General features: G+C 74.7%; 11 protein-coding genes. 7 read left to right on the forward strand and 4 right to left on the reverse strand.

Going from position 1 to position 12,003, the window contains the following annotated elements; translation table 11 throughout:
• Positions 1 to 16: 16 nt before the first annotated feature.
• Positions 17 to 1,330, forward strand: a complete 1,314-nt coding sequence (locus tag FJQ56_RS13400) for a phytoene desaturase family protein (protein ID WP_140010067.1) — start codon at positions 17 to 19, stop codon at positions 1,328 to 1,330.
• Positions 1,331 to 1,346: 16 nt separating this feature from the next.
• Here the strand turns inward: FJQ56_RS13400 and FJQ56_RS13405 are convergent, their stop codons facing one another.
• A complete protein-coding gene (locus tag FJQ56_RS13405) occupies positions 1,347 to 1,958 on the reverse strand; it encodes an SIMPL domain-containing protein (RefSeq protein ID WP_140010068.1) in 612 nt (203 codons plus the stop codon).
• A gap of 176 nt (positions 1,959 to 2,134) precedes the next feature.
• Positions 2,135 to 3,022 (reverse strand): methylenetetrahydrofolate reductase [NAD(P)H], encoded by an 888-nt coding sequence (metF, locus tag FJQ56_RS13410; protein WP_140010069.1) that lies wholly within the window; start codon positions 3,020 to 3,022, stop codon positions 2,135 to 2,137.
• Positions 3,023 to 3,053: 31 nt separating this feature from the next.
• Here metF and FJQ56_RS13415 point away from each other — a divergent pair, with 31 nt between their 5' ends.
• On the forward strand, positions 3,054 to 4,136 hold the full coding sequence (locus tag FJQ56_RS13415) for a polyprenyl synthetase family protein (protein WP_140010070.1): 1,083 nt from the start codon (positions 3,054 to 3,056) through the stop codon (positions 4,134 to 4,136).
• 143 nt (positions 4,137 to 4,279) lie between these two features.
• Here FJQ56_RS13415 and FJQ56_RS13420 read toward each other — a convergent pair whose 3' ends face one another.
• On the reverse strand, positions 4,280 to 4,741 hold the full coding sequence (locus FJQ56_RS13420) for a guanyl-specific ribonuclease (RefSeq protein WP_211351005.1): 462 nt from the start codon (positions 4,739 to 4,741) through the stop codon (positions 4,280 to 4,282).
• Positions 4,742 to 4,755: 14 nt separating this feature from the next.
• Positions 4,756 to 5,151 carry an Rv2175c family DNA-binding protein gene (locus tag FJQ56_RS13425; RefSeq protein ID WP_140010071.1) on the reverse strand — a complete coding sequence of 132 codons (396 nt, stop codon included), beginning with the start codon at positions 5,149 to 5,151 and terminating at the stop codon, positions 4,756 to 4,758.
• Positions 5,152 to 5,262: 111 nt separating this feature from the next.
• Here FJQ56_RS13425 and pknB point away from each other — a divergent pair, with 111 nt between their 5' ends.
• The 5 genes from pknB to FJQ56_RS13450 all read left to right on the forward strand — a co-directional run bounded on the left by pknB (position 5,263) and on the right by FJQ56_RS13450 (position 12,001).
• Positions 5,263 to 7,353 carry a Stk1 family PASTA domain-containing Ser/Thr kinase gene (gene pknB / locus FJQ56_RS13430; protein WP_246084149.1) on the forward strand — a complete coding sequence of 697 codons (2,091 nt, stop codon included), beginning with the start codon at positions 5,263 to 5,265 and terminating at the stop codon, positions 7,351 to 7,353.
• A 115-nt stretch (positions 7,354 to 7,468) separates the two neighbouring features.
• On the forward strand, positions 7,469 to 8,380 hold the full coding sequence (locus tag FJQ56_RS13435) for a DMT family transporter (RefSeq protein WP_140010072.1): 912 nt from the start codon (positions 7,469 to 7,471) through the stop codon (positions 8,378 to 8,380).
• Positions 8,381 to 8,759: 379 nt separating this feature from the next.
• Positions 8,760 to 9,806 carry a 3-deoxy-7-phosphoheptulonate synthase gene (gene aroF / locus FJQ56_RS13440; RefSeq protein ID WP_246084150.1) on the forward strand — a complete coding sequence of 349 codons (1,047 nt, stop codon included), beginning with the start codon at positions 8,760 to 8,762 and terminating at the stop codon, positions 9,804 to 9,806.
• A gap of 80 nt (positions 9,807 to 9,886) precedes the next feature.
• Positions 9,887 to 11,026 (forward strand): NADase-type glycan-binding domain-containing protein, encoded by a 1,140-nt coding sequence (locus FJQ56_RS13445; RefSeq protein WP_140010074.1) that lies wholly within the window; start codon positions 9,887 to 9,889, stop codon positions 11,024 to 11,026.
• A 183-nt stretch (positions 11,027 to 11,209) separates the two neighbouring features.
• Positions 11,210 to 12,001: a lipase family alpha/beta hydrolase gene (locus FJQ56_RS13450; protein WP_140010075.1), complete on the forward strand. Its 792-nt coding sequence runs from the start codon at positions 11,210 to 11,212 to the stop codon at positions 11,999 to 12,001.
• Positions 12,002 to 12,003 lie beyond the last annotated feature (2 nt).

The following is a 12,003-nucleotide window of genomic DNA, read 5'->3' on the forward strand; positions in this document are numbered from 1 at the left end:
CCGTAGGGTCCGCCCCATGGCGCGCGTGGTGGTGGTCGGTGGTGGCTACGGCGGCCTGGCGTCGGCGGCGCGGCTGGCCAAGCTCGGCCACGACGTCACGCTGATCGAGGCCTCCGCGCGACTCGGCGGGGCGCTGACGACCATCGAGTCGGAGGGCTTCGCCTGGGAGGCCGGGCCGACGATGCTGCACGTGCCGGCCGTCGTGCGCGACCTGTTCCGCAAGACCGGGCGCCCCCTCGAGGCCGAGCTCGGGGTCGCGACCGGGGAGGAGCTGCAGCCGCTGGAGGTGGTGCGCGAGCACCGGTTCGCGGACCGCTCGGTGCTGCGGCTGCCGACGGGCCGGCGGGCCCAGGTCGACGCCTTCGACGCGCTCGGTGCGGGGCTCGGGGCCGCGTGGGACGCCTACGTGACGCCGTACGCCGAGGTCTGGGATGTCCTGCGCCGCCACTACTTCGAGGAGCCGTGGACGCCCGGAGACCTGCCGCGCGAGGTGACGACGATCCTCGACGGCCGCGAGCAGCTCCACAAGCGGCTGCGCAAGGCCTTCCGCGACGACCGGCCGGCGACCGTCGCCGGGCACCCGTTCGTCGCCGACGGCCACGACCTGCGCAACGTGCCGGCGTGGGCGGGGGTCGCGACCCACCTCGAGCAGCTCTTCGGCGCCTGGACCCTGGCCGGTGGGATGCACCGGCTCGCCGGCCTGCTGGCCGCCCGGCTGGCGACCCGTGGGGTGAGCGTCGTGCTCGACAGCCCGGTGCTCGACCTCGTGGTGCGCGAGGGCCGGGTCGTGGCCGTGCGCACCGCACAGGGCGAGGTCGGCGCCGACGTGGTCGTGTGCGCGATCGACCCGCGCCGCCTGCCCGCGCTGGCTCGCCACGTCGAGCGCACCATGCCGTCGCTGCCGCCGTCGATCACCCACCTCGGCCTCGAGGGCGGGCTCGACCTGCCCCACGAGACCGTCGTGCACGGCGACCCGATGGTGGTGGTGCGCCCCGGCGGCACCGCTCCGCCCGGCCGCACCGCCTGCACCCTCCACGGCCGCGGACGGCTCTCCGAGGACATGCTCAAGGTGCTGGCCCGCGCCGGTCTCGACGTCCGTGACCAGGTGGTCACCCGCGTCGACCGCACGCCGCTGGAGACCGTGCAGGCGTGGGGCGGGTCGCCGTACGGCGTGCTGTGGCAGGGCCGCGGCACCGTGCGCCACCGCCTCGGCCCCACCACCCCGGTCGCAGGCGTGTACGCCGCCGGCGCGCACGCCACCCCCGGCTCGGGCCTCGCCTACGTCGGGCTGGGTGCGGCGCTGGTCGCGAGCGTGGTCGGTCCGGCCTGACGGGTCGCCTGACGGGTCAGCCGAGCTCCCAGGTCACGGTCACCGAGGTCGACACGTCCTCGGTGCCCCCCTCGAACCGCACGTCGGACTTGGCGGCGAGCGCCAGCCGTGCCGACGGGCCGGAGCCCGAGGGTGAGCCCTCGGCGACCGACACGACCGAGCCGAGCTCGGAGCCGGCGAGCCGGGCCAGGTGCTCGGCGCGGACGCGTGCGTCGTCGTACGCCGCCTCGCGGGCCGAGGCGAGGTGGTCGGCGCCCGGGGTCGCGGCCAGCGAGACGCCGTCGACCGAGAGCCGGTCGCCGACCCCGTCGGCCAGTGCCTGGAGCAGGGCCGCGGCGACCTCGAGCCCGGAGCAGCGGATCGCCAGCGAGTGTCGCGCCTCGAACCCGGCGGGCCGTCCGTCGTCGCCGCGCTGGGGCCAGGTGTCGAGGCTGCGGGTGGCGATCGCCCCAGTCTCGACGTGGGCGCGGGCGACCTCGACGAGCGCGGCCCGCGCCGACTCGGCGCCGGCGAGCGCCTCCGACAGCGTCGGCGCACGGTGGACCGCGGCGACGCTCAGCACGGCCGCGTCGCGCGGGACGGACACGGCGCCGGAGCCCGTGGTGGTGACGGTGCGGGAGGCGAGCATGTCGTCGACGCTAGTCGAGGGGTCGGGTGGGGGTCGGTGGCCCGGTCTCGGGCCCGCCCCACCCCGTTCAGTCCCCGGCCCCACCAACCCGTTCAATCGAACGAGTCGGTCACCCGATCCGACCCCGGGCCCGCTCAACTCGTTCGATTGCGCGAGTTGGCCGCCGCGACTCCCCCTCAGGCCGTGATCTGCAACCGCTCGAAGATCTCGAGCGTGGCCTTGGAGAAGTTGAGGGTGTAGAAGTGCAGGCCCGGCGCACCGAGGGCGAGCAGGTCCTCGCACAGCTCGGCGGCGATCGCGATGCCCTCGGCCCGGATGGCGGCGGGGTCGTCGTGGGCGGAGATGCGGGCCACGATCTCGTCGGGGACCGAGGTCCCGACGAGCTCGCCCTGCCGCTGGATCGCGTGCAGGTTGAGGATCGGCATGATGCCCGGGAGGATCGGGATGTCGACGCCGCGCGCCCGCACCCGCTCGACGAGGTCGACGTAGTCCTGGGCGCGGAAGAACATCTGGGTGACGGCGTACTCAGCCCCGGCGCGGGCCTTGGCGACCAGCACGTCGGCGTCGTGGTCGCGCGACTCGGCGTTGGGGTGGCCCTCGGGGAAGGCGGCGACGCCGATGCGGAAGTCGCCACGGGACGCCGCGAGCTCGACGAGGTCGAGGGCGTAGTCGAGACCGCCCTCGGTGGGTGTCCACTCCGCGCGCGGGCCCTCGGGCGGGTCGCCGCGCAGCGCCATCAGGTGGTGGACGCCGACCTCGGTGTAGGTGTCGAGGATCTTCTCGAGCTCCTCGCGGGTGTGGCCGACGCAGGTGAGGTGGGCGACGGGCGTCAGCGACGTCTCGCGGGCGATCCGGCCGGTGATCTCGACCGTCGTGTCGCGGGTGGCGCCGCCGGCGCCGTACGTCACCGAGACGAAGGTCGGCCGGTAGGGCTCGAGCGCGGTGATCGCACGCCACAGCCGCTCGACGCCGGCCTCGTCCTTGGGCGGGAAGAACTCGAAGGAGATGGAGCGCTCACCGCTCGCGATGAGCTCGGCGATGCTGCGCCCGCGACCCGTTGCCATGGGTCCGACTTTATGGGCCTAGCCTCGAGCGATGAGCATCGGCGACGGGTCCTGGGACGGCGACGCCTTCCGGGAGGCGCTCGACACGACGCTCGCGCGGTTCCTCGACGGTCAGGCCACGCTGCTCACACCCCTCGGCCCCGACGCCGACCGGCTCCTCGCCGAGGCGCGTACCGCGGTGGCCGGTGGCAAGAAGTTCCGGGCGACGTTCTGCCACTGGGGGTTCCGCGCCCTGCAGCCCGTCGTGTCCGGTCCCGAGCACGAGCGACTGCTGCGCGCGTGCGCGTCGCTCGAGCTGCTGCACGCCAGCGCACTGGCCCACGACGACCTGATGGACGCCTCCGACACCCGCCGGGGGCGGCCGGCGACCCACCGCGCTCTCGAGGCCGAGCACCGCGCGGCGGGGTGGCGCGGCGACCCCGTCCAGTACGGCGCCGCTGGCGCGATCCTGCTCGGTGACCTGCTCCAGGGCTGGGCCGACGAGCAGCTGCGGCGCAGCGGCTTCGGCTGGGACCGGGTGGGTCCGGCCCTGGAGGTCTTCGACCTGTGCCGCACCGAGGTGATCGCCGGGCAGTTCCTCGACGTCTCGGTGCAGGCCCGGGGCCGCGCCGACGTCGAGGCGGCGATGACGGTGCTGCGCTACAAGTCGGCCAAGTACTCCATCGAGCGCCCGCTCCACGTCGGTGCCGCACTGGCTGGTGGGGGTCCCGACGAGCTGGCCGCGCTGACCCGGTTCGGGCTCCCCCTGGGCGAGGCGTTCCAGCTGCGCGACGACCTGCTCGGCGTCTACGGCGACCCGGCCACCACCGGCAAGCCCGCCGGTGACGACCTGGTCGAGGGCAAGCGCACCGTCCTGGTCGCCCTCGCCCTCGGGTCCGCCCCACCCGCCGACGCCGACCTGCTCGACCGCTCCCTCGGCACGGCCCTCGGCGTCGACGACGTGCAGCGGCTGCGCGGCGTCATCGACGCCAGCGGTGCCCACGCCGAGGTCGAGTCCCTCATCGCCGAGCTCTCCGACATCGCCGTCGCGGCCCTCGACGACGCCGGCCTCGACCCGCACGCCACCGAGGTGCTGCGGGGGTTGGCGGCGACGGTCACGCAGCGGGCGGTGTGACCCGTGGCATGGATCCCCGGGTACCCGGGGATTCCTGCACTCCGGGACCGTTGCAACACCCCAGAAGCGGATGAGCCACCCCCGAAGTCCGGACGGGTACGCCCGAACTCAGCGCTCCCGCGACCTCAGTCCGACCTCCGACGTCACCGGCGCACGCGCGCGAACGAGTCCTGGTCGGCGGTCCAGAAGAGCTCGCCCCGGTCGCCGGCCACGATCCGGCGGGCGCCGCGGTCGTCGGAGCCGGGGGTCTCGACGGTGTACTCCGCGTAGTAGCCGCGCGGCTGGTCGGGCAGCACACCCTTGTCGTTGCCGAACGTCGCGCCGTCCTGGTCGTAGCGAAACGGCCCGCCGTCGTCGATCAGCCGGATCGTCGTGACGGCCTCGTCGGGCAGGTCGTCGACCTCGACGTACGGGAGGCCGCTGTCGGGGTCGAGCGACCCGGCCTGCGCGGTCGACGCCGGACCGGGGTCGGTGCCGGTGCCCGGGTCGCGACCGTTGAGCAGCCAGATGCCGATGACGACGCCGAGCACGAGGAACATCGCCAGCGCCCCGGTCGGCCGCGGGTCGAAGCCCTCCGGGCGTGGGGGTACCCGGTGGACGGGCATCGGCTAGTCGACCATCAGAAGGCCAGGGCCTGGGCGCGCCGCTTGACCTCGGTGCCGCGGTTCTCGCGCAGTGCGTCGATGGCGCGCCCGGGGAAGTCCTGGTCGAGGAAGAGCCACGCGATGCACTCGCGGTCGTCGTAGCCGTTGTCGTGCAGCACGGTCAGCAGCCCCGGCAGGCCCTTGACCGGCAGGCCGTCCTGGATCAGGTCGGCGGGCAGCTGCTGGCCGGCGCCGGGGGCGGGCACGGCGGCCGCGAGCTCGTGGTCGCGGATCATCGTGCGGACCTTGGCGACCGTCACCTCGAGACGGCGTGCGGCCTCGGCCCAGTCGACCCAGTCGGGCACCAGCGCGGCCAGGTCGGCCTCGGCGAGGGTGGGTGGGGTGGCCTCACTGGGCGACGCGTCGGACATGGACGTCAGTTTTGCACGCCACGCCGGGACCCGCGGAGCCACCCGGGCGGCCGTGGCGCCCCGTACGATGGGGTTCTCCGGCGACTTCCCCCGCCGGGCAGGAGGGTCGACGTGCAGACACGCCCCGGCGCCGGTGACACGCGCCCGGCCGGTCGTGCCCACGACCGGGGCACCGACCCCCTGCAGGGCCGGCTCCTCGACGGGCGCTACCGCATCGGCCCGCGGATCGCGCGCGGCGGGATGGCCAGCGTCCACGAGGCCCTCGACGTCCGCCTCGATCGCACGGTCGCGGTCAAGATCATGCACGCGGGCCTGTCCGACGCCGGCGGCCACGACGACCACGACTTCGCCGCGCGATTCGTGCGCGAGGCCCGGGCCGCGGCCCGCCTCTCGCACCCCCACATCGTCGCGGTCCACGACCAGGGCGACGACGACGGCACCGTCTTCCTGGTGATGGAGCTCGTCAGCGGACACACGCTGCGCGACACCATCGCCAAGGAGAGCCCGATGTCGCCGACCCGGGCGCTGGCGTTGATCGAGCCGGTCGTGTCCGCGCTCGCCGCCGCCCACCGCGCCGGGCTCATCCACCGCGACGTCAAGCCCGAGAACGTCCTGATCAGCGACGACGGCCAGGTCAAGGTCGCCGACTTCGGCCTCGCCAAGGCGGTCAGCTCCGAGACCCAGCACACCACCCAGGGCGTGCTCATCGGCACCGTGTCCTACCTCGCGCCCGAGCTGGTCGTCGACGGCCGCGCCGACGAGCGCGCCGACGTCTACGCCGTCGGGGTGCTCCTCTACGAGCTGCTGACCGGCGTCAAGCCCCACGAGGGCGAGACCCCGATCGCGGTCGCCTACAAGCACGTCCACCACGACGTGCCGCCGCCGTCGGCGCGGGTGCCCGGCCTGCCCCCCTACGTCGACGCGCTCGTCGCCCGTGCGACCACCCGCGACCGCACCCGCCGCCCGGCCGACGCGACCGTGCTGCTGCGCCAGGTCCACCGGGTCAGCCAGGCCCTCGGCGAGCGCCTGTACGACGACCCCGAGCTCACCCAGGACCTGCTGCCCCCGACGGGGCCCGTGGGCGCATCCACCACGACCGACGACCTGTCCGGCTGGGAGCCGTCCTGGGAGCCCCACCCGGACCAGCAGCCCGGCGCCGCGCCCGACGGGGAGCCGGGTCCCGACCTGCGCGAGCCGACCACGATGATGCCGGTCCTCGGCCCGCCCCCGCCGCCGCTCGCGCCTCCCCGGCGTACGGAGACCGCGGCGTCGCGGTCGGCCCGCCCGACCCGACCCGCTCCCCCGCGGCAGGTCCGACGGCGCCGCCGCCGTGGCCCCCTGCTCCTGGTCGTCGCGCTCCTGCTCGCCCTCGGGCTGGGCGGCGGGGCGTTCTGGTACGGCTGGGCCCGCTACACGACCAGCCCCACCGTCGTGGGTCAGGAGCAGTCGCAGGCCGAGTCGATGCTGGGCGACGCCGACCTCGAGGTGGCCTACGCCGACGCCGTCTACGACCCCGACCTGCCCGCCGGCACCGTGGTGTCGGCCGACCCGGGAGGCGGCTCGCGGCTGATGCCCGGCGACACCGTGACGCTCACCCTGTCGCTCGGCGAGCTCCTCGTGCCGACGGTCCGCGGCCTCGACGAGGACGCCGCCCAGGACGCCCTCATCGACAAGCAGCTCGAGTTCGGCACGAGCACCGGCCGCTGGTCGGAGACCGCGGCGCCGGGCACCGTGCTGGGCAGCGACCCCAAGGCCGGCGTCGAGGTCGAGCCCGGCACCACCGTCGACCTGATCGTGTCCAAGGGCAAGCGACCCATCCCCGTCGGGCACTGGGAGGGCGAGCCGCGCGACGACGCCGTGGCGGCCCTCGAGGAGCGGGGCCTGGTCGGCGAGGTCGTCGAGGAGCGCTACGACGACTCCGTCGAGGCCGGCCGCGTGATCTCGCAGTCCCCGTCGTCCGGCACCCTGACCAAGGGCCAGACCGTCCGGCTGGTCGTCTCGCGCGGTCCCGAGCTGGTCAAGGTCCCCAACGTCTACCTCTACGGCGTCAAGGACGCCGAGAAGGCGATGCGGGAGGCCGGGTTCGAGACGACGGTCGAGGACGCGCCCGGCGGGTTCGGCCTGGGCTACGTCACCCGGTCCGACCCCGGCTTCGGCAGCCAGGCGCGCCGGGGCAGCACGATCACCCTCTTCGTCGTCTGACCACCTCGTCTGACCGCGACCGCTCGGCCCAGGCCGTCCCGCGCGGTGCGTCTGCGGGTGGGAGACTCACCACCGTGTCCGGACCCGGTGCGTGCTCGCACGGCGAGCCCCTCCGGTGACCGGGTTCGCCCGGCCACGGACCACGACCCTCGCCACGCTCGCCCTGCTGGCCATGACCATGGTGTGGGGCTCGACGTTCATCCTCATCAAGGACCTGCTCGACCGGGTGCCGACGCTCGACTTCCTAGCGGTCCGGTTCCTGGTCGCGGGGGCCGTCATGCTGGTGGTCGCGCCGCGCGCGCTCGGGCGGCTGTCCGCCCAGGGGCGCCGTCGCGGTCTGGTCCTCGGCGGCCTCTACGGCGTCGCGCAGATCCTGCAGACCGCCGGGCTGGCGAGCACCGCGGCGAGCGTGTCCGGCTTCGTGACCGGGCTGTACGTCGTCGCCACGCCCCTGCTCGCGGCGCTGCTGCTGCGCACCCGGCTGACCACGTGGACGTGGGGAGCGGTGCTGCTCGCGACGACCGGCCTGGCCACGCTCACGCTCGACGGCGTCGCGGTCGGCTACGGCGAGGCCATCACGCTGGTCGCGGCGGTCCTCTACGCCCTGCACATCGTGGCGCTCGGTGCCTGGTCCTCGGCCGAGGACGCGCTGGGGCTGTCGATCCTGCAGCTGCTGGTGATCGCGGTGATCTGCCTGGTCGCCACCGCCCCGGACGGCGTCGTCCTCCCCTCGCGCACCGGCGACTGGCTGTCGGTGGTCTACATGGCCGTGGTGGCCGGGGCCGCCGCGCTGATCGCGCAGACCTGGGCCCAGGCCCACCTCGCCCCGACCCGCGCGGCGATCGTGATGAGCATGGAGCCCGTCTTCGCCGCGACCTTCGCCGTCGGCCTCGGTGGCGAGTCGCTGACCTGGCGACTCCTCGCGGGCGGCGCCATGGTCGTGACCGCGATGGTCCTCGTCGAGGCCGGCCCCCGCCGTACGCCGTCCGGCCCGGACCCGGGCGAGGTCCAGCACCTGGTGGTGTGAGCCGGGGGCGGCGCGGCGGGTGGGTCACCGGGCTTGTTACTGACCGTTCGGACTTCTGACCTGCGCGTCGAAGCGCAGGGAAGCAGTCCGAACGGTCAGTAACATCCCAGCCTCGGCCTCAGCCTCGCCCCCGGCCTCGGTCCCGGTCCCGTCCACGGACTGGCACAGCCCCGCCCCGCCACCGCGGGTCGGCCTAGACTCCCCCTCGTGGCGCGCACCTATTTCTTTGGACACCTGCCGGGAGCTCCCGTGCAGGCTCGTTCCTAGACGCGCCCGCACCCACCAACGCCCCGGCCGAAAGCCCGGGGCGTTCGTCGTGCCACCACCACCCGGGCCGTACGCCGAGGCCCACACGAGAGGTACAGCCATGGTCGTCGTCATGTCACCGGACGCCACCGACGAGGACGTCGCGCACGTCGTCGAGCGGGTCGAGTCCGTCGGCGGTGAGGCCTTCGTCAGCAAGGGCGTCGTCCGCACCATCATCGGTCTGGTGGGCGACCTCGAGTCGTTCCACGGACTCAACCTGCGCACCCTGCGCGGCGTCGCCGACGTGCACCGCATCTCCGACCCCTACAAGCTCGTGAGCCGCCAGCACCACGCCGAGCGCTCGACCGTCTGGGTCGGCAAGGGCGGCGCGGGCAACAAGCGGGTCCCGATCGGGCCCGACACGTTCACCTTCATGGCCGGCCCGTGCGCCGTCGAGTCGCCCGAGCAGACGCTCGAGGCGGCCCGGATGGCGCAGTCGGCTGGCGCGACGATCCTGCGCGGCGGCGCCTACAAGCCGCGGACCTCGCCGTACGCCTTCCAGGGCCTCGGTGTGCGCGGGCTGGAGATCCTGGCCGACGTCGGCGCCGCCACCGGCATGCCGGTGGTGACCGAGGTCGTCGACGCCCGCGACGTACCCGTCGTCGCCGAGCACGCCGACATGCTGCAGATCGGCACCCGCAACATGGCCAACTTCGGGCTGCTCCAGGCCGCCGGCGACTCCGGCATGCCCGTGCTCCTCAAGCGCGGCATGACCGCGACCATCGAGGAGTGGCTGATGGCGGCGGAGTACATCGCCCAGCGCGGCAACCTCGACGTCGTGCTCTGCGAGCGCGGCATCCGCACCTTCGAGCCGTCGACCCGCAACACGCTCGACATCTCCGCGGTGCCCGTCGTCCAGGCGACCAGCCACCTGCCGGTCATCGTCGACCCGTCGCACGCCGCGGGCCGCAAGGACCTCGTCGTCCCCCTGTCGCGCGCGGCCATCGCAGTCGGCGCCGACGGCATCATCGTCGACGTGCACCCCGACCCCGAGACGGCGCTCTGCGACGGCCCGCAGGCGCTGCTCGGCAACGACCTGCGCGAGCTGGCCCAGGCCTGCCGCCGGCTCCCCCCGGTCGTGGGTCGGGTGGCCTCGCACGAGCGGGTCGGCCACGAGTAGCCCCACCTCGTTAGGGTGGCCCGGACCCCGGCCAGGACAACCGCCAGGACGACAGCCAGAACCGCAGGAGGAGCGACCCGATGCACCAGTGCGCGCGCTGCGGCCACGCCCTCGGCGTCGGTCGCTACTGCGTCAACTGCGGTCAGCCGCGTGACGACATCGCCGGCCCGCCCGACGTGACCGGCGACGTGACCGGCGGCGACCCCACCAGCACCGCCGAGCGCCCGGCGGTGCGGGTCGAGGACTCGCCGGCCCCGTCGGACCCGGCCCGGTCGCCGTGGCCGCCGGGCGCGGGTCCGACGGCACCGCCCCCGGTCTACGAGACCCCGGGTCGCCCGCGCTACCCGATGTACGCCGACGACCCGCCGCCCCCGCCGGCGACCCCCGCGACGCCGCTGCCCCCGGTGGCGCCGGTGGCGCCGGTCTCCCCCGAGGTGTGGGAGGCCGACACCTCGGTACCCGTCGCGTTCGTGGGCTACGACGACCACGCGGCGCCGACCGACGACCGCCGCAGCCACGCAGCCCGCCGTTCGGCGCTGCCGTGGCTGGTCGTCGCGGCGGCCCTGGTGCTGGTCGCCGGGATGGGCGTGTTCCTGCTCCGCGGCAACGACACCGACGACGACCGGGCCGGCGACCCCGCGCCCGGTGGGTCCGCGAGCGCCAGCGCACCCGGCACCAGCGCGCCGACCACCGATCCGTCGTCGTCCGAGCCGACCAGCCCCACGACCTCCACGACGACCGGGCCGAGCAAGGACGTCTCGGGGTCCGCCACGGTCCGGGCGCCCAGCACCGCCAAGCCGGGCGTCGACGTCGACGGCAACCCGGTCCGCTACGACGCCGCCAACATGCTCGACGACCGCCCCGACACGGCCTGGCGCGCCCCGGGCAGCGCCGCCGGTTCGACCCTCGTCTTCACCCTCGCGAAGTCGACCCGGCTGACCTCGGTCGGGCTGCTCAACGGCTACGCCAAGCGCGACCCCGGCTACGACGGCTACACCGCCAACCGCCGGGTCCTCGAGGTCGAGTGGGTCTTCGACGGCGGGGAGACGGTCACCCAGACCCTCGGCGAGTCCCGTGCCGTGCAGAAGATGCGGGTCGACGTCGTCTCCAGGACCGTCCGGATGCGGCTCGTCTCGGTCAGCGACCCGGCCCGCGCCCCCAAGGGACGCAACTTCACCGCCATCAGCACCGTCGAGCTCCTCGGCTCACCCCAGCCCTGAGCCGGCCGGGATGGACCAGGCCGTCGGCACTTACTGACCGTCCGATGCACTACCTGACGGCTGCAACCGTCAGGTGGTAGTGCTGACAGTCAGTAAGTGCCCACGCGGGTCGTGGACCGCTCGGGTCAGTGCCCGCGGACACGTCGTCGACCCGGCTTGGGCCTCGGCTCGTAGCCTGACCAGATGACCACGTGGCCCGGCTGGCTGGGGCGGCTCTCCCCCGCCCGGCGGCGTCTCCACCTCGTCGTGGCCGGGCTCCTCGCCGCGGTGCTCGTGACGCTCGTCGTCCGCTCGGTCGGCGACCCGGCCGCCGGCGCGCCGGCACCGGTCGACCAGGCGCGCCGCGGACCGGTCCTGCTCGTGCCCGGGTACGGCGGCTCGACGGCCGCCCTCGAGGACCTTGCGGCCGCGCTGCCCGACGCGGAGGTCGTCGTACCGCCCGGCGACGGCACCGGCGACCTGCGGGCCGCCGCCGAGGGGCTCGCCGACCGGGTCGCCGCGGCGCTCGACCGGACCGGGGCCGGCTCCGTCGACCTGGTCGGCTACTCCGCCGGGGGTGTCGTCGTGCGCTACTACGTCGCCGAGCTGGGCGGCGACGCCGTCACCCGCCGGGTCGCGACGATCGCCTCGCCCCACCACGGGACCGACCTGGCCGCGCTGGCCACCAGCCTGGGCGACGGGGCGTGCGCCGAGGCCTGCCGCCAGCTCGACCCCGACAGCGACCTGCTGCGCGGGCTCAACCAGGGCGACGAGACGCCCGCCGGTCCGCGCTGGCTGTCGTTGTGGACCGAGACCGACCGGACCGTCGTCCCGCCCGACTCCGCCGTGCTCGAGGGCGCGACGTCGATCGACCTCCAGGACACCTGCCGCACCGGACCGCTGTCGCACGGCGAGATCGTCCGCGACCCGCGCACTATCGGCATCGTGGAGTCGTTCCTGGCCGGTGACGCCGACGGCTTCGCCCTCGCCTGTTGATC

It is taken from the genome of Nocardioides plantarum (genome assembly GCF_006346395.1).
Classification (GTDB): domain Bacteria; phylum Actinomycetota; class Actinomycetes; order Propionibacteriales; family Nocardioidaceae; genus Nocardioides; species Nocardioides plantarum.